This window comes from Caballeronia sp. LZ034LL (assembly GCF_031451215.1).
In the GTDB taxonomy this organism is placed as follows: domain Bacteria; phylum Pseudomonadota; class Gammaproteobacteria; order Burkholderiales; family Burkholderiaceae; genus Caballeronia.
Window position 1 is genome coordinate 2628403 of sequence record NZ_JARUXR010000001.1, and the last position, 21937, is coordinate 2650339.

The 21937-nt window shown below is 64.9% G+C and carries 20 protein-coding genes; 12 read left to right on the plus strand and 8 right to left on the minus strand.

The annotated features are described in order from the left end of the window. Positions 1-3 precede the first annotated feature (3 nt). Positions 4-1176 (minus strand): UbiH/UbiF family hydroxylase, encoded by a 1173-nt coding sequence (locus QCE83_RS12005; protein ID WP_309810090.1) that lies wholly within the window; start codon positions 1174-1176, stop codon positions 4-6. A gap of 222 nt (positions 1177-1398) precedes the next feature. On the opposite strand from QCE83_RS12005, the gene ychF reads away from it, so the two are divergent. The 4 genes from ychF to QCE83_RS12025 all read left to right on the plus strand — a co-directional run bounded on the left by ychF (position 1399) and on the right by QCE83_RS12025 (position 6140). Then, positions 1399-2493, plus strand: coding sequence for a redox-regulated ATPase YchF (ychF, locus tag QCE83_RS12010; protein WP_309810094.1), 1095 nt, complete (start codon positions 1399-1401; stop codon positions 2491-2493). Positions 2494-2717: 224 nt separating this feature from the next. Continuing rightward, complete coding sequence (locus QCE83_RS12015; protein WP_309811692.1) at positions 2718-3026, plus strand: DUF3761 domain-containing protein; 309 nt, start codon at positions 2718-2720, stop codon at positions 3024-3026. A gap of 164 nt (positions 3027-3190) precedes the next feature. Beyond that, a complete protein-coding gene (gene ettA, locus QCE83_RS12020; protein ID WP_309810097.1) occupies positions 3191-4858 on the plus strand; it encodes an energy-dependent translational throttle protein EttA in 1668 nt (555 codons plus the stop codon). A gap of 154 nt (positions 4859-5012) precedes the next feature. Then, complete coding sequence (locus QCE83_RS12025) at positions 5013-6140, plus strand: DUF748 domain-containing protein (protein ID WP_309810098.1); 1128 nt, start codon at positions 5013-5015, stop codon at positions 6138-6140. Between the two features lie 19 nt (positions 6141-6159). Here the strand turns inward: QCE83_RS12025 and QCE83_RS12030 are convergent, their stop codons facing one another. From QCE83_RS12030 to QCE83_RS12040, 3 genes are all read right to left on the minus strand, one after another. Beyond that, on the minus strand, positions 6160-6783 hold the full coding sequence (locus QCE83_RS12030; RefSeq protein ID WP_309810101.1) for an HAD family phosphatase: 624 nt from the start codon (positions 6781-6783) through the stop codon (positions 6160-6162). 19 nt (positions 6784-6802) lie between these two features. After that, complete coding sequence (locus QCE83_RS12035) at positions 6803-8632, minus strand: aminopeptidase P family protein (protein ID WP_309810104.1); 1830 nt, start codon at positions 8630-8632, stop codon at positions 6803-6805. Positions 8633-8727: 95 nt separating this feature from the next. After that, positions 8728-9000: a hypothetical protein gene (locus QCE83_RS12040; RefSeq protein WP_309810109.1), complete on the minus strand. Its 273-nt coding sequence runs from the start codon at positions 8998-9000 to the stop codon at positions 8728-8730. Between the two features lie 353 nt (positions 9001-9353). Here QCE83_RS12040 and hemA point away from each other — a divergent pair, with 353 nt between their 5' ends. The 6 genes from hemA to QCE83_RS12070 all read left to right on the plus strand — a co-directional run bounded on the left by hemA (position 9354) and on the right by QCE83_RS12070 (position 14556). Continuing rightward, on the plus strand, positions 9354-10649 hold the full coding sequence (gene hemA / locus QCE83_RS12045) for a glutamyl-tRNA reductase (RefSeq protein ID WP_309810111.1): 1296 nt from the start codon (positions 9354-9356) through the stop codon (positions 10647-10649). Positions 10650-10744: 95 nt separating this feature from the next. Beyond that, entirely contained in the window at positions 10745-11827 is a 1083-nt protein-coding gene (prfA, locus tag QCE83_RS12050) for a peptide chain release factor 1 (RefSeq protein WP_309810114.1), read from the plus strand. Further along, a complete protein-coding gene (gene prmC, locus QCE83_RS12055; RefSeq protein WP_309810117.1) occupies positions 11824-12660 on the plus strand; it encodes a peptide chain release factor N(5)-glutamine methyltransferase in 837 nt (278 codons plus the stop codon). The genes prfA and prmC overlap by 4 nt, the downstream gene beginning before the upstream one ends. Before the next feature lie 84 nt (positions 12661-12744). Continuing rightward, entirely contained in the window at positions 12745-13056 is a 312-nt protein-coding gene (grxD, locus tag QCE83_RS12060) for a Grx4 family monothiol glutaredoxin (RefSeq protein WP_309810121.1), read from the plus strand. Between the two features lie 17 nt (positions 13057-13073). After that, the gene (locus QCE83_RS12065) at positions 13074-13676 is read left to right on the plus strand and encodes a UbiX family flavin prenyltransferase (RefSeq protein WP_309810124.1); all 603 of its coding nucleotides are present in this window, start codon (positions 13074-13076) and stop codon (positions 13674-13676) included. Positions 13677-13770: 94 nt separating this feature from the next. Further along, a complete protein-coding gene (locus tag QCE83_RS12070) occupies positions 13771-14556 on the plus strand; it encodes a class III extradiol ring-cleavage dioxygenase (RefSeq protein ID WP_309810127.1) in 786 nt (261 codons plus the stop codon). A gap of 64 nt (positions 14557-14620) precedes the next feature. On the opposite strand, the gene QCE83_RS12075 is transcribed toward QCE83_RS12070, so the two are convergent. Then, positions 14621-16213, minus strand: coding sequence for an APC family permease (locus tag QCE83_RS12075; RefSeq protein ID WP_309810129.1), 1593 nt, complete (start codon positions 16211-16213; stop codon positions 14621-14623). Between the two features lie 470 nt (positions 16214-16683). Between QCE83_RS12075 and QCE83_RS12080 the strand changes: the two genes are divergently transcribed. Continuing rightward, a complete protein-coding gene (locus tag QCE83_RS12080; protein ID WP_309810134.1) occupies positions 16684-16887 on the plus strand; it encodes a cold-shock protein in 204 nt (67 codons plus the stop codon). Positions 16888-16957: 70 nt separating this feature from the next. On the opposite strand, the gene QCE83_RS12085 is transcribed toward QCE83_RS12080, so the two are convergent. After that, positions 16958-18208, minus strand: a complete 1251-nt coding sequence (locus QCE83_RS12085; RefSeq protein WP_309810137.1) for an Hsp70 family protein — start codon at positions 18206-18208, stop codon at positions 16958-16960. 220 nt (positions 18209-18428) lie between these two features. On the opposite strand from QCE83_RS12085, the gene QCE83_RS12090 reads away from it, so the two are divergent. Beyond that, positions 18429-19892: an MFS transporter gene (locus tag QCE83_RS12090; protein ID WP_309810140.1), complete on the plus strand. Its 1464-nt coding sequence runs from the start codon at positions 18429-18431 to the stop codon at positions 19890-19892. Positions 19893-19905: 13 nt separating this feature from the next. On the opposite strand, the gene QCE83_RS12095 is transcribed toward QCE83_RS12090, so the two are convergent. Together QCE83_RS12095 and QCE83_RS12100 are read right to left on the minus strand one after the other, a co-directional pair. Continuing rightward, positions 19906-20502 (minus strand): nitroreductase family protein, encoded by a 597-nt coding sequence (locus tag QCE83_RS12095; RefSeq protein ID WP_309810142.1) that lies wholly within the window; start codon positions 20500-20502, stop codon positions 19906-19908. A gap of 80 nt (positions 20503-20582) precedes the next feature. Beyond that, positions 20583-21866 carry an MFS transporter gene (locus QCE83_RS12100; RefSeq protein ID WP_309810144.1) on the minus strand — a complete coding sequence of 428 codons (1284 nt, stop codon included), beginning with the start codon at positions 21864-21866 and terminating at the stop codon, positions 20583-20585. Positions 21867-21937: the final 71 nt, after the last annotated feature.

The window sequence follows — 21937 nt, forward strand, 5'->3', positions numbered from 1 at the left end:
GTTTCAACCGAGCGCCGCCGATACCAGCCAGCGCTTGACCAGCGGCTGCGCGCCGACGAACGCCATGCCGGTATTGCGCACCGCGCGCGCGAACGTGCCGGGCACGGCGAAGAGCCGCTGCAGGCCGTCCGTGGCGAACATGAGCTTCTGGATGTCTTCGCGGCGCGCGCGTTCGTAGCGGCGCAACAGGGTCGGGTCGCCGAGATCGCGGAACGACTCCTTGTTGGCGATGACATCCGCGAGCGCGGCGACGTCGCGCAGACCCAGGTTCATGCCCTGGCCGGCGAGCGGGTGAATCAGGTGCGCCGCATCGCCGACGAGCGCCACGCGCGGCGCGATCAGACGGTCGACGGTCTGCAGCCCGAGCGGAAAACCTTGCGCCGGCGTCACGCAGTCGAGCGTGCCGAGCTGGTTTTGCGTCGCGGTTTCGACCTGGGCGGCGAGCTGCGCGGGATCGAGCGCGAGCAGGTCGTCGGCGTGCTCGGTGCGCGCCGACCAGACGAGCGACACGTGATCGCCCGGCAGCGGCAGCAGCGCGATGATTTCGGAATCGCGGAACCACTGGTACGCGGTCTCGCCGTGCGGCCGCTCGGCCTTGAAATTGGCGACGACGCCGGTCTGGCGATAATCGCGACGGGTCATCTTCGCGCCCATTTGCGCGCGGACCCAGGAATGCGCGCCATCGGCGCCGACGATCAGATCGGCTTCCAGGGATTCGCCGCTGGCGAGCGCGATGTGGGCTGCGTCGGCCTCGACGGTCATGCCTTGCGCGCGCGACTCGAACCAGGACAGGCTCGGCTGGAAGCGCAAGGCGGCGTCGAGCGACTGCTCGATCAGCGACGATTCGACGATCCACGCCAGCTGCGGCACCGATGCCTGGAAGGCGGAGAAGTGCAATTCCGCGTGGGCATCGCCGAATACCCGCATGTCGAACACCGGCCCGAGGCGCGAGCGGTCGAGCGCCTGCCAGACGCGCAGCCGTTCGAGCAGCGCCTGCGAGCTGGACGACAGCGCGTAGATGCGCGAATCGAACGCGGCGCCCGGCGGCAGGCCGGCGGCGCGCGACGCAACCAGCGCGGTGCGCAGCCCGGATTGCGCGAGTGCCAGCGCGGCCGTCTTGCCGACGAGCCCGCCGCCGACGACGATCGCGTGGAATTTCAGTGGGTGCGAAGTCATCCGGGCATTATAGCTGTGGGGGTCGGAGGGGTTTGGGGGCTTGCAGATGCGGGCGCAGGCGTAGGACCGCCGACCTTCGAGGTCCAGCGCAACGGTACAATAGCGGCTTGCCTGGCCGCGGCACGCGGCCGCCGGTCGGAGCGGGCGTCATCGCCCGTCCATCGCGCACCATTTTTGACGAAAACGCGCGACTCGCGCCGTCTCACCAGTTCGAAGGATCCCATGAGCCTCCAATGCGGCATCGTCGGCTTGCCCAACGTCGGCAAGTCCACCCTCTTCAATGCGTTGACCAAGGCGGGCATTGCCGCCGAGAACTATCCGTTCTGCACCATCGAGCCCAACGTCGGCGTGGTCGAAGTGCCGGATGCGCGTCTCCAGGCGCTCGCCGACATCGTCAAGCCCGAGCGCATCCTGCCGGCCGTGGTCGAATTCGTCGATATCGCCGGACTGGTCGCGGGTGCGTCGAAGGGCGAAGGCCTCGGCAACCAGTTTCTCGCCAACATCCGCGAAACCGACGCCATCACGCACGTCGTGCGCTGCTTCGACGACGAGAACGTGATCCACGTCGCCGGCAAGATCGATCCGATCGCGGACATCGAAGTCATCAACACCGAACTCGCGCTCGCGGACCTGTCGACCGTGGAAAAGGCGCAGTCGCGCTATTCGAAGGCCGCCAAGTCGGGCAACGACAAGGAAGCGATCAAGCTCGTCGCCGTTCTCGAAAAGGTGCGCGCGCAACTCGATCAGGCCAAGCCCGTGCGCGGCCTCTCGCTGAGCGAAGAAGAATTGCTGCTCATCAAGCCGTTCTGCCTGATCACGTCGAAGCCGACGATGTACGTCGCCAACGTGAAGGACGACGGCTTCGAGAACAACCCGTATCTCGACGCAGTGCGCAAGCACGCCGAGGCGGAAAATGCGCCGGTGGTCGCGGTGTGCGCGGCGATCGAGGCGGAAATCGCCGATCTCGACGACGCCGACAAGACCGACTTCCTCGCCGACATGGGCATGACCGAGCCGGGCCTGAACCGCGTGATCCGCGCCGGCTTCAAGCTGCTCGGCTTGCAGACGTACTTCACGGCGGGCGTGAAGGAAGTGCGCGCGTGGACCATCCATATCGGCGACACGGCGCCGCAGGCGGCCGGCGCGATCCATACGGATTTCGAACGCGGCTTCATCCGCGCCCAGACCATTTCCTTCGATGACTACGTCGCCTTCAAGGGCGAGCAAGGCGCCAAGGAAGCCGGCAAGATGCGCGCGGAAGGCAAGGAATATGTCGTGCATGACGGGGATGTCATGAATTTCCTGTTCAACGTGTAAGGGCGGCGAACGAAAGAAACTCGCACCGGTGGTGCGAGGATTCACGCTTTATGCGGCTTGCCTGGAGGCCTTTCCCCTGCCCAAGGCCAAAGCGTCAAAAAACGTCTCAACGAGCTTGCCTCGCAAAGCGGAGTGTCCGATAAAGGAACTCCGCTTTTTTCATGAGCGGACGAGCCAGCGCCAACTCAGCGCCGACCGACAACAACAATGAGACAACAAGAACAATGAAGAAATTTGCTGCGCTTGGCGCCTATGCGGCTGTCGCCTGGCTCATCGCCGCCAGCCTCATCTGGACACCGGCCGCCTTCGCCTACCAGAACCACCCCTACCAGCAACAACCCGACGAATCCGATCTCGACAGCCACGGCCACTACACCAATCGCGACGGCGACACCGTTCACGCACCCGCGCGATCCCGTTCCGGCAACGTGCCCGCCGGCGCCACCGCCCAGTGCCGCGACGGTTCCTACAGTTTCAGCCGGCATCACAGCGGCACCTGCTCGCGCCACGGCGGCGTCGCGCGCTGGCAATAGCGGATCGCCTCGCGAAGTACAATGACGGTTCAGCCCGCCGCGCACCGCGCGCGGGTGGCGCCACCTTCCCGCGCCGCCAGACAGTATCAGCATCAGCATCGGCTGCCGCACCGCACGCGCGCGGCAGCCGCACTTCTCACCAGACGACCACCCAAGACATCCACATGGCCCAATACGTCTTCACCATGAACCGCGTCGGCAAGATCGTGCCGCCGAAGCGTCAGATCCTGAAAGACATTTCCCTGTCGTTCTTCCCGGGCGCGAAGATCGGCCTGCTCGGCCTGAACGGTTCCGGCAAATCCACGCTGATCCGGATCATGGCGGGCGTCGACCGCGACATCGAAGGCGAAGCCACGCCGATGCCCAACCTCAACATCGGCTATCTGCCGCAGGAGCCGCAACTGGATCCGCAGCAGACCGTGCGCGAAGCCGTCGAGGAAGGTCTGGGCGACGTGTTCCAGGCGCAGAAGAAGCTCGATGAAATCTACGCCGCCTACGCCGAACCCGACGCCGACTTCGACCAGCTCGCCGCCGAGCAGGCGAAGTACGAAGCCATCCTCTCGACCAGCGACGGCGGCAGCCCCGAGCAGCAGCTCGAAGTCGCCGCCGATGCACTGCGCCTGCCGGCGTGGGACGCGAAGATCGAACATCTGTCGGGCGGCGAGAAGCGCCGCGTCGCGCTCTGCAAGCTGCTGCTGCAAAAGCCCGACATGCTGCTGCTCGACGAACCGACCAATCACCTCGACGCCGAATCCGTCGAATGGCTCGAGCAGTTCCTCACGCGCTATCCCGGCACCGTCGTCGCGGTCACCCACGACCGCTACTTCCTCGACAACGCCGCCGAGTGGATTCTCGAACTCGACCGCGGCCACGGCATCCCATGGAAGGGCAACTATTCGAGCTGGCTCGACCAGAAGGAAGACCGCCTGAAGCAGGAAGAATCCAGCGAATCCGCGCGTCAGAAGGCCATCAAGAAAGAACTCGAATGGGTGCGCCAGAACCCGAAGGGCCGTCAGGCCAAGTCGAAGGCGCGTATCGCCCGCTTCGAGGAACTCAACAGCCAGGAATACCAGAAGCGCAACGAGACGCAGGAAATCTTCATTCCGGTCGGCGACCGGCTCGGCAATGAAGTCATCGAGTTCAAGAACGTCAGCAAGTCCTATGGCGACCGCCTGCTGATCGACGACCTGAGCATGAAGATTCCGGCGGGCGCGATTGTCGGCATCATCGGGCCGAACGGCGCCGGCAAGTCCACGCTGTTCCGCATGCTGACCGGCAAGGAACAGCCGGATTCGGGCGAAATCGTCAAGGGTCCGACCGTCAGGCTCGCCTACGTCGACCAGAGCCGCGACGCGCTCGGCGGCGACAAGACTGTGTTCGAGGAAATCTCGGGCGGCGCGGATGTCCTCACCGTCGGCAAGTACGAAACGCCGTCGCGCGCGTATATCGGCCGCTTCAACTTCAAGGGCAGCGACCAGCAGAAGATCGTCGGCAACCTGTCGGGCGGCGAACGCGGACGCCTGCATCTGGCCAAGACGCTGATCGCAGGCGGCAACGTGCTGCTGCTCGACGAACCGTCGAACGATCTCGACGTCGAAACGCTGCGCGCCCTCGAAGACGCGCTGCTCGAATTCGCCGGCTCGGTGATGGTGATCTCCCACGATCGCTGGTTCCTCGACCGCATTGCGACGCACATCCTGGCGTTCGAAGGCGACTCGCACGTCGAGTTCTTCGACGGCAACTATCAGGAATACGAGGCCGACAAGCGCAAGCGTCTCGGCGAAGAAGCCGCCAAGCCGAAGCGCCTGCGCTACAAGCCGATCACGCGCTAAGCCCGCGACGCCGCCCGCGCACTTGTGCGGGCGCGCGCACCGACATCCGGCGCGAAAGTGGCGACTGTGGGAGACGCGGTCGCCATTCTTTTTTGTCAGACAAGACTACACAGCGCGGCGACTTTTCAGCAGGACTTCCGGGAGACACACGCAGATGGCGGGATCGGGCGCGCGGCGGGGAGCGCTTTGGGCAGTCGGGATCATCGTGGCGCTCGTCGTCGTGGCGATCGGCGGATGGCTGTTCGTCGTGCATCAGATGAAAGAGCGGATTCTCGAGACGCTCGGTCCAAACGGGTCGGTCGAGGAAATCGACGTGGATTTCGGTCACGTGACGCTGTCGCGCGTGCGCCTGCGCGGCCCGAAGGACTGGCCCACCGGCGACGCGATGCGCGCCGAACGCATCGTGCTCGACGTCGACATGCGCTCGCTCATCACGCGCCCCATCCATCTGCGCAGCGTGAGCGTCGACAACTACTATCTGTCGATCGTCCGTTCCGCCGATGGCCGCGTGCGCATCCTGCCCGGTCTGAAGGAAACCGCCCGCGCCGCCGACGCAAAGTCGAACAACAGTCAGGCCGACGAGCACGCGCAAGAGGAAAAGGTCATCGACCGGGTCTCGTTCGAGCGCGGCTCGATGGAGTTCTTCGACAGCTCCGTGCAGAACCCGCCGTATCGCGTGCTGATCGGCGACGCGCGCGCGACCATCGATCGTCTTCACCTGCCCGCGCTCAACGAGCGCACCGACCTGTCCATGTCCGGCTCGATCAAGGGTCCGCAGCATACCGGCACGGTGACGTGGGGCGGCTGGATGGTCATCGCCAACAAGGATTCGCAGACGCGCGCGACACTGCGTTCCGTCGATGTCCAGACGCTCGATCCGTATCTGCTGAAGAAGGCCGGCGCGCGCGCGGCGGTGACGGGCGGCACCATCGACATGACCGTGGATGCCACCGTGAAGGACAACCGCATCCACGCGCCTGGCTCGCTGGTGCTGAATCATCTGCAGATCAGCGACTCGGGCAATCCGCTCGACACCTTTCTCTCGATCCCGACCAAGGCCGCCATCGCCGCACTGAAAGACCGCAAGGAGCAGATCAAGCTCGATTTCGTGCTCGACGGCGATCTGCGCGATCCGAAGTTCTCACTGAGCGAGAGCCTCTCGAAGAAGCTGACGGCGGGTTTCGCGAAAGCGCTCGGCGTGAGCGTGGAAGGCGTCGCGAAGGGCACGGGCGATACCGTGCGGGGAATCGGCAACGCGCTGAAGAATCTGCTGGGGCAGTAGCGCGCTTCACTTCGTTACGTCAAAAATTCAGCTTCAACGCCCGCAATTGTGCTTCCGTGCTCGATGCGTCCGTATGGTGAATGCCATGCCAGCCAAGCGCGGTCGCGGCCTGCGCGTTGTGGAGGTTGTCGTCGATGAAGACGAGTTCGGACGGCTGCACGCCCGGCAGATGCTTTTCGATTTCGTCGAACATCAGCGCGAAGATGCGCGGATCGGGCTTCACCAGCCCGACGCGCCCCGACACGACCACTTCGCGGAACCGGCGCAGCACGTCGAAACGCTCCCATGCATAAGGAAAAGTCTCCGCCGACCAGTTGGTGAGCCCGAACAGCGGCACGTCCGCGCGCTCCAGCCGCTCCATCAGCGCGACGCCCTCTTCCAGCACGCCCGCCACCATCTCGGGCCAGCGCGCGTAGAACGCGCGAATCAACGCTTCGTGGCCAGGATGAAGCGCGATCAGCTCGGCCGTGCCCGTTTCAATGGTCTGGCCGCCGTCCTGCTGCACGACCCATTCCATCTTGCAGACGTTGTCGAGAAACCAGCGGCGCTCGCTGTCGTCGGGGATCAGCTGCTGGTACAGATAATCCCGGTTCCAGTCGATCAGCACGCCGCCGAAATCGAACACGACTGCCTGGATGGTCATGATCCGACGCTCCCTTCGGTCAGATGGCTTGAGTGCGGGCTTCGAGCCACGCCAGCGCGGCGCCCGACACATGCGGCGACACGCGCCGGCGCACCGTCTCGTGATAGGCATTGAGCCACGCGCGTTCGTCCTCGCGCAGCAAGGACAAGTCGATGCAGCGTGTGTCGATCGGACACAAGGTCAGCGTCTCGAACTCGAGGAAATCGCCGAACTCGGTCTTCGCGGCGGCGCGGTTCATCGCGAGATTCTCGATGCGGATGCCCCACTTGCCGGGCCGGTAGAGTCCCGGCTCGATCGACGTGATCATGCCTTCTTCCATCGCCGTCCACGGTTCGGCGGGCGCGTAGTGGGAAATGACCTGCGGGCCTTCGTGCACGTTCAGGAAGTAGCCGACGCCGTGGCCCGTCCCATGGCCATAGTCCGCGCCCGCCTCCCAGATCGGCGCGCGCGCGATCGAATCGAGCATCGGCGAGCGGATGCCGCGCGGAAAGCGTGCGCGCGAAAGCGCCATCGTGCCCTTCAGCACCACCGTGAAGTCGCGCCGGTGCTCCGCCGTGATCTCGCCGACCGGCACGACCCGCGTGATATCGGTCGTGCCGCTCAGGTACTGGCCGCCCGAATCGATCAGCAACAGCCCGTTGCCCTCGATGACCGCGTGCGAGGCTTCGGTTGCGCGGTAATGCGGCATGGCGCCGTTGGCATTGAAGCCCGCGATCGTGCCGAACGACAGCGTGACGAAGCCCGGCCGGCGCGCGCGCGCTGCAGTCAGCTTTTCGTCGATGGTGAGTTCCGTGATGCGCTCGCGGCCCAACGCGTCCTCGAACCACGCGAAGAATTCGGCGAGCGCGGCGCCGTCCTGCTCCATCGTCGCGCGGACGTGTTCGGCTTCCGCCGCGGTCTTGCGCGACTTCGCGAAGGTCGACGGATTCACCGCCTCGACGATCGTGACCGTCGACGGCACCTTCTCCAGCAAGCCATGCGTGATGCGGCGCGGATCGATCAGCAGCGTCGCGCCCGCGGGCAACGCGGCCAGCGCGCCCGGCGCATCCGCATACGGCGCGACGCGCACGTGGTCGCGCAAGAGCGATTGCTGCAACGCTTCCGGCACCTTGCCGTCGGCGACGAAGAGCGTCGCGTCATCGGCGCCGATCAGCGCATGCGCGACGAACACTGGGTTGTAGCTCACATCGCCGCCGCGCAGGTTGAAGATCCAGGCGAGATCGTCGAGCGTGGACACGAAATGCCACTGAGCGCCTTTCGCGCGCATCGACTCGCGCAATTGCGCCAGCTTGTCGGCGCGCGCGACGCTGGCATGCGGCGCGGCGTGTTCGTAGACGGGTGCGTCGGGCAGGCCCGGACGCGCGGGCCAGACGGCGTCGAGCAGATCGAGATCCGTGCGCAACACGATGCCGCGTGCATCGAGCGCATCGGCCAGCGCGCGCGCCGCCGCGACGCCGAGCACGGTTCCGTCCACCGCCACGGTCTCGCCCTCCGGCACGTGGTCCGCGAGCCATTCGACATGCGGCGCGCTCTGCTGGCCGGCCATCATCTTCATCAGCACGATGCCGGTGCCGGCCAGCTGGGCTTCGGCCTGCGTCCAGTAGCGGCTGTCGACCCAGACGCCCGCGAAATCCGCCGTCACGACCAGCGTGCCGACCGAACCCGTAAAGCCGGAAAGCCACTGCCGCCCCTGCCAGCGTTCCGGCAGATATTCGGAGAGATGCGGATCGGCGGACGGAATGAGCACGGCGGCGAGATGGTCGAGCGCCATCTGGCGGCGCAGCGCGTCGATGCGGCGCGCGAACGTGGACGGCTCGGGAATGGCAGAATCTGCGATGCGATCGTTCATGGGGTCACCTGCTTCGAAACGTGCTTGAAAGCCCTTTGAGGCCCTTTCGGGCGCGACGGGCAGCAAGGATCACCCGCTGTCCGCCAGGAAAGAAATCAGCGGCGCGCCGCCAGTCCGACCGTGAGCGTCACGACGAGCAACGCGAAGACTGAGCACGCGAGCCATTCGAGCGTGTCGCCGTCGTGATAGAGATCGACGATGTTGCCGAGCATGCGCGCCACGATGCTCGCCAGTATGCCAGCCGCGACCGCCGTCCAGATCCGCCCCGCCGCGCCGCGGCCGACGCGTCCTGCGCGCCGCAGCGGATGCAGCCACCAGCTCGCGGCGCCGATTACCGCACCCAGGAAAATCAGTCCGAGCCAGCCCATCAGCGGCCGTGCTCCGTGGCAAGCGCCGGGCGGCCGCGTGAGACAGGGGAAGAGTCGAACATGCTTGATTCCGGGGTCTTTGAAAGTGGAAGGCTGAGTTTAGGGGCCGGATTTGTCGAAGGCAAGACTGCGGTCCAACGGGCAAAAAAGCGGGAAAAGACCGTTCGTGCGTCGATCAGCCGCGTCAAGACACAACCGCCTCCCGAGCCGTGCAAGCCAATGCCGGCAGGGCTTTCCGCCAGATTTCCCCAAGCGCGCCCCAAATAGCCCCTATAAATGAAGATTCACGCGAAACGCTATAATATTGGGCTATTGAAAGGCCATCGGCTTAGGCCAAGAGCATCGTTAAAACAATGCAGCTCCTCACGATCGGAATCAATCATCACACTGCGCCAGTCGCCCTGCGCGAACGCGTGGCGTTTCCGCTCGAACAGCTCAAGCCCGCCTTGGGCGCGCTGAAAGACATCTGGCTCGGTCCGCTCGCGAAGGTTTCGCCTGAAGCGGCCATCCTGTCGACCTGCAATCGCACCGAACTCTACTGCGCCACCGACGACTCCGCCGCCCGCGAAGCCGCCATCGAATGGCTGTCGAAGTATCACGCCATCCCGGTTCCCGAACTCGCGCCGCACGTGTACGCGCTGCCGCAATCGGAAGCCGTGCGCCATGCCTTCCGCGTCGCCTCGGGCCTCGACTCGATGGTGCTCGGCGAAACCCAGATCGTCGGACAGATGAAGGACGCGGTGCGCACCGCTTCGGAAGCCGGCGCGCTCGGCACCTATCTGAACCAGTTGTTCCAGCGCACCTTCGCGGTCGCGAAGGAAGTGCGCACGACCACGGAAATCGGCGCGCAATCGGTGTCCATGGCCGCCGCCGCCGTGCGTCTCGCGCAGCGCATTTTCGAGAACATCTCCGGCCAGCGCGTGCTGTTCATCGGCGCGGGCGAGATGATCGAGCTGTGCGCCACGCATTTCGCCGCGCAGAATCCGCGTGAACTCGTGGTCGCGAACCGCACCGCCGAACGCGGCGAGAAGCTCGCCGGCCGCTTCAATGGCCGCGCCATTCCGCTGTCCGACCTGCCCGCGCGCATGCACGAGTTCGACATCATCGTGTCGTGCACGGCGTCGACGCTGCCCATCATCGGTCTGGGCGCGGTCGAGCGTGCCGTGCGCGCGCGCCGTCACCGGCCCATTTTCATGGTCGACCTGGCAGTGCCGCGCGACATCGAACCGGAAGTCGGCAACCTGCACGACGTGTTCCTCTACACCGTCGACGACCTCGGCGCCATCGTGCGCGAGGGCAATGCATCGCGGCAGGCAGCGGTGGCGCAGGCGGAATCGATCATCGAAACGCGGGTGCAGAATTTCATGCAGTGGCTCGATGCGCGCAGCATCGTGCCGGTCATCCGCCACATGCACACGCAGGCCGACGCATTGCGCCGCGCCGAAGTGGAACGCGCCCGCAAGATGCTGTCGCGCGGCGACGACCCCGCGGCCGTGCTCGAAGCGCTGTCGCAGGCGCTTACCAACAAGCTGATCCACGGTCCCACGCACGCGCTCAACCGCGCGAGCAGCGAGGAACGCAACCAGCTCATCGACCTGATGAGCGGCTTCTACCGCCACGGCGACAAGGCCGATTCGTCGGACCGTTAGCGGCTTCATCTTTGCTATTCTTCAAGGCCGCGCGCCGCTAGCGCCGGCTTCCAATCGCAGTCACTCCCCGGCGCCCGCCGCGCCAACTCCGCACGATGAAAACGAGCATGCAAAGCAAGCTCGACCAGCTCGCCAGACGGCAGGTCGATCTCAATGAACTGTTGAGCCGTGAGGACGTCACGTCCGACATGGACCAATATCGCAAGCTCACGCGCGAGCACGCGGAAATCAGCCCGATCGTCGATCAATACGCGCTCTGGCGGCAGGCGCTCACCGATGAAGCCACGGCGCAGGAACTGCTCGCCGATCCGTCGATGCGCGATTTCGCCGAGGAAGAGATCGGCGAGGCGCGCGAACGCATGGCGGCCATCGAAGGCGATCTGCAGACCATGCTGCTGCCGAAGGACCCCAACGACGAACGCAACATCTTCATCGAGATCCGTGCGGGCGCGGGCGGCGACGAATCGGCGCTGTTCGCGGGCGACCTGTTGCGCATGTATCTGCGTTATGCGGAACGCAACCGCTGGAGCGCCGAAACGATGTCGGAAAGCGTATCGGATCTTGGCGGCTACAAGGAAGTGATCGTGCGCATCGCCGGACAGGGCGCGTATTCGCGGCTCAAGTTCGAGTCGGGCGGGCATCGCGTGCAGCGCGTGCCGGCGACCGAAACGCAAGGCCGCATCCACACCTCGGCGTGTACCGTCGCCGTGATGCCCGAAGCCGATGAAATCAGCGAAGTCGTGATCAATCCGGCCGATCTGCGCATCGATACGTTCCGCGCGTCGGGCGCGGGCGGGCAGCACATCAACAAAACCGATTCAGCCGTGCGCGTCACGCACTTGCCGACGGGTATCGTCGTCGAATGCCAGGACGACCGCTCGCAGCACAAGAACAAGGATCGCGCGCTGAAGGTGCTGGCTGCGCGCATCAAGGACAAGCAGTATCACGAGCAGCACGCCAAGGAAGCGGCGACGCGCAAGAGCCTGATCGGCTCGGGCGACCGCTCGGAACGCATCCGGACCTACAACTTCCCGCAAGGGCGCATGACGGATCACCGGATCAACCTGACGCTCTACAAGCTCGAATACATCATGGACGGCGATATCGACGAGCTGATCGGCGCGCTCGTCTCCGAGCATCAGGCGGAATTGCTGGCGGCGCTCGGGGAAGCGGAGTGAGCACTGCGGCCGACGTGCTGCGTGCGTCCGGACTGCCGCCGCTCGAAGCGCGCGTGCTGCTGATGCACGTGCTCGGCTGGCGCCGCACGGAACTCATCACGCGCGATCAGGAAACGCTCGATGACGCGTCCGTCGCGCGCTTCGAGGCGCTCGTCGCGCGCCGTCTGGATGGCGAGCCCATCGCGCAGCTGGTCGGCAGGCGCGAATTCTTCGGCCTCGACTTCGAGGTCACGCCCGACGTGCTGATTCCGCGTCCGGAAACCGAACTGCTGGTGGAAACCGTGCTCGGCATCATTGCCGGCACGCCGAACCCGCGCGTGCTCGATCTGGGCACGGGCAGCGGCGCGATCGCGGTGTCACTCGCTCACGCGCGACCCGATGCGAAGGTGTGGGCCGTGGATCGCTCGCCGGCCGCGCTCGACGTGGCGCGCTCGAATGCCGTGCGTTTGCTCGACGCCGCGCGCGCGGGCGGTCCGGTCACCTTCGTCGCCAGCGACTGGACCGCGAACCTCGAGCCGTCGCTGCTCTTCGAGGCGATCGTCAGCAATCCGCCCTATATCGCGAGCGGCGATCCGCATCTGGAGCAAGGCGACCTGCGCTTCGAACCGCGTGGCGCACTGACCGACGAATCCGACGGTCTGTCGGCAATCCGCGAGATTGTCGAGAAAGCGCCGTTCCTGCTCGCGATGAACGGCGCGCTGTGGCTCGAGCATGGCTACGATCAGGCCGACGCCGTGCGGCGGCTCATGCAGGCGCGCGGCTTCAGCGATGTGCATTCGCTGCGCGATCTCGCCGGCATCGAACGCTGCACGGGCGGCGTTTTCACGGCCTGAAGCGCCGGACGCCGTCAGCTCTCAAAAGCGAAATCCGCTATCATTTCAACCATCAGTCCCCCGACTTTCACGCGCAGGAACGCCATGGATACGCAAGAACATATCAAGCAGATCGTCGAATCGAACCCCGTCGTGCTTTTCATGAAGGGCACGGCGCAATTCCCGATGTGCGGCTTCTCGGGCCGCGCCATCCAGGTCCTGAAGGCCTGCGGCGTCGACAAGATCACCACCGTCAACGTGCTTGAAGACGACGCCGTCCGCCAGGGCATCAAGCAGTTCTCCAACTGGCCGACCATTCCGCAGCTGTACGTGAACGGCGAGTTCATCGGCGGCTCGGACATCATGATGGAGATGTATCAATCGGGCGAACTGCAGCAGCTCTTCGCCGCCGCCTGAGTCTCACCCGCCCGCCGATGCAAACCAGCCTGCCCGCCCCGCAGCGACGCCTGATCGTCGCAATCACCGGGGCGACAGGCGCCATCTACGGCGTGCGTCTGCTCGACATGCTGCGCCGCCTGGGCGGCGTCGAGACGCATCTGCTCGTCTCCAGCGCCGGTTGGCTCAATATCCAGCACGAACTCGATCTCGACCGCGCCGCCGTCCACGCGCGGGCGGATGTCGTGCACAGCGTGCGCGATGTCGGCGCGAGCATTGCCTCCGGCTCCTTCGCCACCGACGGCATGGTGGTCGCGCCCTGCTCGATGCGCACGCTCGGCAGCATCGCGCACGGTCTCTCCGATAATCTGATTACCCGCGCCGCCGATGTCGTCCTCAAGGAACGCCGCCGTCTCGTACTGCTCGTGCGGGAAACGCCGTTCAACCTCGCGCATCTGCGCAACATGACGTCCGTCACGGAAATGGGCGGCGTTATCTTCCCGCCGTTGCCGGCGTTCTATCAGAAGCCCGCGACCATCGACGAGATGGTGGACCACACCGTGGCGCGCGTCATCGATCTGTTTGGATTTGGGCAGCCGGTTGCGTCGGCGTGGCAGGGATTGCGCGCGGCGTCTGATTAGCAACAGCCGCGACACGATGCATTGCCGTTCGGACGGTTTATGAACGGCGTGAGCGGCCCTACATTGACGACATAGTCCACTGGAAATTGCCGTCATGAGCCCGACACCCACCGTTTTCATTTCCCACGGCGCGCCGACATTGCCGATCGACCCATCGATGCCTTCCGCCGAGTTCGCATCGCTGAGCGCGACGCTGCCGCGCCCGCGCGCGATCCTGATGCTGTCGGCCCACTGGGGCACCGCGCAGCCGGTCGCGAGCATCGCCGAGCGGCCGGAGACCATCCACGACTTCTACGGTTTTCCGCGCGCGCTATACGAATTGCGCTACCCGGCGCCCGGCGCGCCCGATCTGGCGAAGCGCGCGGCCGCCTTGCTCGGCGCGCAGGGCATTCCGGCCGCCACGACCGAACATGGTCTCGATCACGGCGCATGGGTGCCTCTCCTGCTGATGTTCCCGGACGCCGACGTGCCGGTCGCGCAACTGTCGATACAGCCGCACCTGGGCGCAGCGCATCATTTCGGGATGGGCCGGGCGCTCCGTGATCTGCGCGATGAGGGCGTGATGATCGTCGGTTCCGGCCAGATCACGCACAACCTGCGCATGGCCGATTTCAGCGCGCGTCCCGAAGATGCCGATCCGCGCGTCTCCGAATTCACCGACTGGTTCGAGGACCGCATGGCGGCACGCGACATCGACGCGCTGCTCGACTATCGCGCGCGTGCGCCCCATGCGGCGGTGATGCACCCGACGGATGAACATCTGCTGCCGGTGTTCAGCGCGCTCGGTGCCGCCGCGGATGACTACACGCTCGGCATACAGTCGCTCGGAACCTTCCAGCGCGCGCTGGCGATGACGAACTACGTGTTCTCGGACGCATGATGAAAAAAACCGCCTGAGCAGCCACTCAGGCGGTTTTCTGTCTCTCCACAAGACGCCGGAACGCTCAGGCGCCGACTTCGTAAAGGATGTCGTCGCGGCTTTCGCGCTCGTCGAGATAGGCGGTGCGATATCCGGTGTGCACGCCCCAGTAGTAGAACACCAGCGCCAACACAGCGACTGCGGCCATATCCCAGCCGTACGGCAGCAATCCACTGCCCCCAAAATCCTTGCTCCCGATCAGCGACATCACCGCCATGCACGGCAGATAGGCCACGAGCCACCACGCAGCCTTGAGATCGCGTCCCCAGCCGGCGAAGCCCGCCTTGGCCTGGAAGTAGAAGTACACCGGCAGCGCGACGACCATCAGCAGAATGATTTCGCCGGTGAGCGGCCACTTGGCCCAGAACAGCACCAGCGACGCGCACACGAACGCGAACGGCGCGACCGCGCCCATCATCGGCAGCCTGAGCGGACGTTCGAGGTCCGGCGCTGCGCGGCGCAGCGCCATCAGGCTCACCGGGCCCGTCAGATACGAGATCACCGTCGCCACCGAGATCACCGCGGCCAGCGAGCTCCAGCCACGGAAGAAGAACATGAAGATGAACGCGACGAACAGGTTGAACCACATCGCCGGACGCGGCACGCCGTAGAACGGATGCACGTTGCCGAAGATCTTCGGCATGGTGCCGTTGCGCTCCATCGCGTAGATCATGCGGGTGGTAGTCGCCATGTAGGTCGTGCCGGTGCCGCTCGGGCTGACGAAGGCGTCGACATACAGCAGGATGGCGAGCCAGTTCAGGTTGAGCGCCAGCGCGAGTTCCGCAAACGGCGACGCGAAGTTGAAATGGGCCCAGCCCTTCGCGACATCAGCGGGATTCACCGCGCCGATATACGCGATCTGCAGCAGCACGTAGATCACGAGCGCGAGCAGGATCGAGCCGATCACCGCGAACGGCACGCTGCGCGCCGGATTGCGCGCTTCGCCGGCGAGGTTCACCGGGCTCTGGAAACCGTTGAAGCTGAACACGATGCCGCTGGTCGCGACGGCGGTCAGCACCGCGGGCCAGCCATAGGGCGCGAAAGTCGACGACGTGCCGAAGTTCTCCGAATGGAACCCGGCGAAAATCAGCCCTGCGATGGTCGCACCCGGAATCAGGAACTTGAAGACCGTGATCAGCGAGTTTGCACGAGCGAATACCTTCACGCCCCAGTAGTTCAGCATGAAATAGATGATCACGAGCAACGCCGAGAGACCGATGCCGGTCGGCGTGAGCGACTCGTCGACGAACAGCGCATGCGCCCAGTCATAGGGCCAGGTGCTCATGTACTGGATGGAGGCTTCGGCTTCGATCGGAATCACCGAAACGATCGCAATCCAGTTCGCCCACGCGCTGATGAAACCCACGAGCGCGCCATGCGAATAGCGGGCGTAGCGCACCATGCCGCCGGACTCGGGAAACATGGCGCCCAGTTCGGCATACGTCAGGGCGATCGCCAGAATGACGATCGCTCCGATCACCCAGGCGGCGATCGCGGCAGGTCCGGCGATCTTGGCGGCCTTCCATGCCCCGAAGAGCCATCCCGAGCCGATGATGGATCCCAGACCGGTCAGCATCAGGGCCATCGGGCCGATGTTTCTCTGTATCGAACTTTTCACTTCTTCTCTCCGTTGTCTCGCGCCGCTCGTGCTGCTTGCGGCTTTGCCGGCTTCCGATTGGCTGCCAGGCCGCGGGTGCGACGGTTGCCAGAATCATTCCCGCCAAGCCCGCACGTCCGGTGCAACCCATTGAAAATGGTCGCGTAGTTTAACGGTTGCACCTTTCGAATGCAGTGCGGAGGTCGAGCAGTTTCACCTTTTTTGCCTCTTTTTCGTGCAGTACGAGGCAAGAATCCGCTTATTGCGGTCCGAATTCGTATGGAGTAAAGAAATCCCTTCAGAGTTGTCGGATATTAATTGACCGCGAAATGGTTTCGCCGTATAAAGCTTCTTGCAGGATTTCAAGTGGCGAGTGAATTGGTTCTTTCGAGTTCGCCATCACGGTACTCCGGTTGGTCCCATTGCCCCTTCCTTGATCTTTTGCACCCCTGGGCTTCGGCCTTATTCATCATTTTTTTGGAACAAGTAACATGGAAACCGGTACCGTCAAGTGGTTCAATGACGCAAAGGGCTTTGGCTTCATCACTCCGGATGGCGGCGGCGAAGATCTGTTCGCGCACTTCTCGGAAGTCCGTGTCGAAGGCTTCAAGACGCTTCAGGAAAACCAGAAGGTTACCTACGAAGTGAAGACTGGCCCGAAGGGCAAGCAAGCCGCGAACATCAAGCCGGCCTAAGTTCCGCCTGATTCGTAAAAAAACCCCGCCTACGCGGGGTTTTTTATTTGCGGCGCGCTTTCGGGTGAAATCAGGCGAAAACGCGCTGTGCGTAGATGCCGAGGCCCTTCGCCACGCTGGCAAGGCGATCGCCGAACACCGGCTGCGCAGCAGGAAACGCCGCCGCCAAAGCCTGCGACAGAAACCGCAGCCCGGTCGTCCCACCGGTGAAGTACACGGCGCCGACGTCCGTATCCGCCACGCCCGCGCGCCGGATGGTCTCGCGCGCGGCGTCCACGATGCGTCGCGTTTCCTCGGCGCCCGCCTCGATCAAGCGCGCTTCGTCGAACGCGACGCGCAACGCTTCCTCCACCTCTTCCATGTCGATTTCCGTCGCCCCGCCCGCGGCAACTTCGATCTTCGCCTCTTCCGCATGCGCGGTGAGCGCGTGCCCGAGCCGGCGATCCACAACGCGCATCAGGCGGTCATGATGGCGCACTTCCGGGTAGAGATGGCGCATCAGCTGCAGCTCGCTGACACGCTTCGGCGTGTAGACGGTGTTGATCAGATGCCACGTGGAGAGATCGAAATAGATGCGGCTCGGCACTTCCCGGCCTTGCGGATCGAGCGATTGATAACCGAGCTCGCGCAGCACGGTCGCGAGTTCGACGCGGCGGTCGAAATCCGTGCCGGCGACATGCACGCCGTGATGCGCGAGCACGTCGCTCTTGCGGTCGAGTTCGCGAGCGCGTTCCGGCCCGACGCGCACCAGCGAAAAGTCTGACGTACCGCCGCCGATATCCGCGACCAGCACGAGCCCTTCCTGCGTCAGACCGGCTTCGTAATCGAAGGCGGCGGCGATCGGCTCGTACTGGAAGTGGATCTCGCGCAAACCGACGGCGTGCGCGCAGGCCTCGAGCTGCTTCTGCGCCAGGTTGTCGGCGCGTGGATCGTCGTCGACGAAAAACACCGGACGGCCAAGCACCGCGCGCGACAGCGGCTCGGCAGCGATCGCCTGAGCCTTCTGCTTCAGGTGCTGCAGGAACAGCGTGATGACGTCGGTGTACTTGATGGCCGAACCGTCGCCGAGATCCGTCGTGCTGTCGGCGAGCGCCGAGCCGAGAATGCTCTTCATCGAGCGCATCAGGCGGCCGTCGAAACCGTCGATGTACGCCTCCAGCGCGGCGCGTCCGTAGGCCTGGTTATTCTCGTCGGTGTTGAAGAAGACGGCGGTGGGCAACGTGGTCGCCTCGCCTTCGACAGGCGCCAGCCGAATGGCCGGGCCGTCCGGAAGGGCGACGGCGGAATTCGACGTGCCGAAATCGATCGCGCAAAAATTCATGATGCTGAGCCACGTCCGCCAGGACGCCGCGTTGGACATGGACGGCGTTTTTAACACGTTCCCGGGTAGGCATCAACCGCGGCCGGAGATTTTTAAACCATTGACTTCATTCGACAAAAGCGGAATGTAACTTGCTCGTTCGAAAGCCGCTTGCGGTTTTTTCCGCGCACGCGCGGCGCATCGCCGGCGACAAGAGCAAAACAATGACGAGGAGAACCGTTTGAACGATCGACCGACGGAGCACGCCACGCAACCCGGCATCATCGAAACCGATCTTCCCGGGCGCCTCGACCGCCTGCCCTGGGGACGCTTCCATACGCTGATCGTGCTCGCGCTCGGCATCACCTGGCTGCTGGACGGACTCGAAGTGACCTTGGCGGGCGCCGTCGCCAGCGCGCTGAAGACGAGCCCGGCGCTGCAATTCTCGAATGCCGATGTCGGCATCGCCGGCAGTGCGTATATCGCGGGCGCGGTGCTCGGCGCGCTGGGTTTCGGCTGGCTGACGGACCGGCTGGGCCGCCGCAAGCTGTTCTTCATCACGCTGTTCCTCTACGCGGCCGCGACCGCCGCCACTGCGTTCTCGTGGGATCTCGCGAGTTTCGTGCTGTTTCGCTTCCTGACGGGGGCCGGCATCGGCGGCGAGTACACCGCGATCAATTCGACGATCCAGGAGTTCACGCCCGCCCGCCTGCGCGGCTGGACCGATCTGGCGATCAACGGCACGTTCTGGATCGGCGCGGGCATCGGCGCGGCAGGATCGCTGGTCCTGCTCGACCCCGGCCTGCTGCCGCCCGACTGGGGCTGGCGTGCGTGCTTCCTGATCGGCGCGGTGCTCGGACTCACGATCCTCTTCATGCGGATGTGGGTGCCGGAAAGCCCGCGCTGGCTCATCACGCATAATCGCGCGGACGAAGCGAAGCAAGTGGTCGAGGAAATCGAAGCGCATTTCCGCCAGCACGGCGTGACGATTCCCGACACGCCTGTCAAACCGCTGCGCCTGCGTGCGCGCGAGGGCACGCCGCTCAGCGAGGTCGTGCATACGCTCTTCAAGGCGCATCGCAGCCGCTCGCTCGTGGGTCTCACGCTGATGACCGCCCAGGCGTTCTTCTACAACGCCATCTTCTTCACCTACGCGCTGGTGCTGACGGACTTCTATCACGTGCCCGGCGATCACATCGGCTGGTACGTGCTGCCGTTCGCCGCCGGCAATTTCCTGGGGCCGGTGCTGCTCGGCAAGCTCTTCGACGTGCTCGGCCGCCGCCGCATGATCGCGTTCACGTATGCGACGTCCGGCGTGCTGCTGACCATCAGCGGCTGGATGTTCATGCACGGCATGCTGAGCGTGACCACGCAGACTATCGCGTGGATGGTGATCTTCTTCTTTGCGTCGGCGGCAGCGAGTTCAGCGTATCTGACGGTCAGCGAAACCTTCCCGCTCGAAATCCGCGCGCTCGCCATTGCCGTGTTCTATGCGTTCGGCACGGCGCTGGGCGGCATTATCGGGCCGGCGCTGTTCGGGCATCTGATCGACACGCACGAGCGCGGCGCCGTGTTCGCGGGCTATCTGATCGGCTCGGTGCTGATGATCGCGGCTGCGGTCGTCGCCGGCATCTGGGGCGTCGCGGCGGAGCGCAAGTCGCTGGAAGACGTGGCTCGTCCGCTGTCGGCGGCGGACGAGCAGTGAGGCACAGCGGGATTTATTCGAACGCGCGGCTCCACGCGCCTTCGTACACCGTTTCGCCGAGCGCCTTGCGCACGCGCGGTGCGGCTTCACGCTCCTGCAACGTCTCGTCGAGCTGGCTGGCATCGCCGTGATGACCGATCGCCACCATCGCGATGATCTGCACATCCTCGGGAATCGAGAACGCCTGGCGGAACGCGTCGCGGTCGAAGCCGCCCATCTGATGCGCCGCGAGGCCGAGCGCGTGTGCCTGTAGGACCAGCGCCATCGCGGCCGCGCCCGTGTCGTAGGCGGCCGTGCGATTCGGCTCGCCCTTCGCCGTGAGCGTCGCGGCCGTCACGCAGACCAGCACCGGCACGTTGCCGTTCCACTTCTGGTTGCCGGGCATGAGCGTGTCGAACGCGCGCTGGAAGGCGGCTTCGTCGCGATGACGGTCGAACGCGATCAGACGCCACGGCTGCTGATTGCTCGACGAAGGCGCCCAGCGCGCCGCTTCGAACACCTGATGCAGTTGCGCACGCCCGACCGGCTCCGTGGAAAATGCGCGCGGACTCCAGCGGCCGGCGATCAGTTCGTGGATGTCGATATCGGTCGGAGCGGGTTTTGCGTTCATGGTTCGAGTCCTTGACGGTTGGATAAGCAGGCAGGCCGTCAAGGATAGCAAGCCCGTTGCGGCCGCTTCATTTCACCACTTCAGGTCGCCGCCACGCCCATCGCCCGTCCTGCGCGATTGATGCGCAGCACGATCACCGCCGCGACGAGGCACAGTCCGCCCGAAATCATCGTGGCGACCGTATAGCTGCCGAGGCTCGAACGCAGCATCCCGCCGCCGAGCGCCGCGAACGCCGCGCCCAGCTGATGTCCCGCCACGACCCAGCCGAACACGATCGGCGCGCTTTCCTTGCCGTAGACATCGGTGGCGAGGCGCACGGTCGGCGGCACGGTGGCGATCCAGTCGAGACCGTAGAACACGGCGAACAGCGGCAGGCCGAAGAAGTCGATGCCGAACGCATACGGCAAGTAGATCAGCGACAGCCCGCGCAGTCCGTAGTACCAGAACAGCAGCACGCGGGCATTGAAGCGATCGGAGAGCCAGCCGGACAGCGTCGTGCCGAACAGGTCGAAGATGCCCATTGCCGCGAGCAGGCTGGCGCCCTGCACCGGCGTCATGCCGTAGTCCGAGCACATGGCGATCAGATGCGTGCCGACATAGCCGTTCGTGCTCGCACCGCAAACGAAGAAGCTGAAGAACAGCAGCCAGAAATCGCGCGTCTTGCTGGCCATGCCGAGCGTGCTGAACGCGACCTTGATCGGGTTCTTCGGGGCGGGGACGGCGGCCGGCGGCAGATCGGCCTTCTCGCCGACCGGACGCAGCGACAGATCCGCCGGCCGTTCAGGCAGGAGCCACGCGACGAACGGCAGCACGATCACCGCCGCGCCCGCGACGACGAACACCACGGGACGCCAGCCGTAGTGCTCGGAAATCGACGCGAGGAACGGCAGGAACACGAGCTGGCCGGTGGCCGAGCTGGCGGTGAGAATGCCCATCGCCAGACCGCGATGCGTGGTGAACCAGCGGTTGACGATGGTCGCCGAGAGCGTCAGCGCCGCGACGCCCGTCGCGCTGCCGACCATCACGCCCCAGACCAGCACCATTTGCCAGGGCGCGGTCATCATCGACGAGAGCGCGACGCCCGCCGCCAGCGTGGTCAGCGCGGTCAACACCGTGCGACGCACGCCGAAGCGCTGCATCGCCGCCGCCGCGAACGGCCCGGCGAGGCCATACAGCGCCAGATTGATCGAGATCGCCAATGAAATGGTGCCGCGCGACCAGCCGAACTGCTTTTCGAGCGGCAGCATCATGACGCTCGGCGTCGCTCGCGTGCCCGCCGCGGCGAGCAGCACGAAGAACACCACGCCCACCGCAATCCATCCGTAATGCATCCGGCCGTTCAGCCGTCTCGCTACCCAATTCATCGCCGCTCCGTTCCGTGGTTCGGTTGATCTCTGCCCCGGACGACATCACTCGTTACCGGTCTGTCACATCA

Coding starts and splice junctions, on each gene's coding strand:
- QCE83_RS12065 (WP_309810124.1), top strand. CDS start 13,074: ATGCAAACCAGCCTGCCCGCCCCGCAGCGACGCCTGATCGTCGCAATC.
- ettA (WP_309810097.1), top strand. CDS start 3,191: ATGGCCCAATACGTCTTCACCATGAACCGCGTCGGCAAGATCGTGCCG.
- QCE83_RS12095 (WP_309810142.1), bottom strand. CDS start 20,502: ATGAACGCAAAACCCGCTCCGACCGATATCGACATCCACGAACTGATC.
- QCE83_RS12100 (WP_309810144.1), bottom strand. CDS start 21,866: ATGAATTGGGTAGCGAGACGGCTGAACGGCCGGATGCATTACGGATGG.
- QCE83_RS12080 (WP_309810134.1), top strand. CDS start 16,684: ATGGAAACCGGTACCGTCAAGTGGTTCAATGACGCAAAGGGCTTTGGC.
- QCE83_RS12025 (WP_309810098.1), top strand. CDS start 5,013: ATGGCGGGATCGGGCGCGCGGCGGGGAGCGCTTTGGGCAGTCGGGATC.
- QCE83_RS12085 (WP_309810137.1), bottom strand. CDS start 18,208: ATGAATTTTTGCGCGATCGATTTCGGCACGTCGAATTCCGCCGTCGCC.
- QCE83_RS12040 (WP_309810109.1), bottom strand. CDS start 9,000: ATGGGCTGGCTCGGACTGATTTTCCTGGGTGCGGTAATCGGCGCCGCG.
- grxD (WP_309810121.1), top strand. CDS start 12,745: ATGGATACGCAAGAACATATCAAGCAGATCGTCGAATCGAACCCCGTC.
- QCE83_RS12030 (WP_309810101.1), bottom strand. CDS start 6,783: ATGACCATCCAGGCAGTCGTGTTCGATTTCGGCGGCGTGCTGATCGAC.
- QCE83_RS12070 (WP_309810127.1), top strand. CDS start 13,771: ATGAGCCCGACACCCACCGTTTTCATTTCCCACGGCGCGCCGACATTG.
- QCE83_RS12035 (WP_309810104.1), bottom strand. CDS start 8,632: ATGAACGATCGCATCGCAGATTCTGCCATTCCCGAGCCGTCCACGTTC.
- ychF (WP_309810094.1), top strand. CDS start 1,399: ATGAGCCTCCAATGCGGCATCGTCGGCTTGCCCAACGTCGGCAAGTCC.
- hemA (WP_309810111.1), top strand. CDS start 9,354: ATGCAGCTCCTCACGATCGGAATCAATCATCACACTGCGCCAGTCGCC.
- QCE83_RS12015 (WP_309811692.1), top strand. CDS start 2,718: ATGAAGAAATTTGCTGCGCTTGGCGCCTATGCGGCTGTCGCCTGGCTC.
- prfA (WP_309810114.1), top strand. CDS start 10,745: ATGAAAACGAGCATGCAAAGCAAGCTCGACCAGCTCGCCAGACGGCAG.
- QCE83_RS12005 (WP_309810090.1), bottom strand. CDS start 1,176: ATGACTTCGCACCCACTGAAATTCCACGCGATCGTCGTCGGCGGCGGG.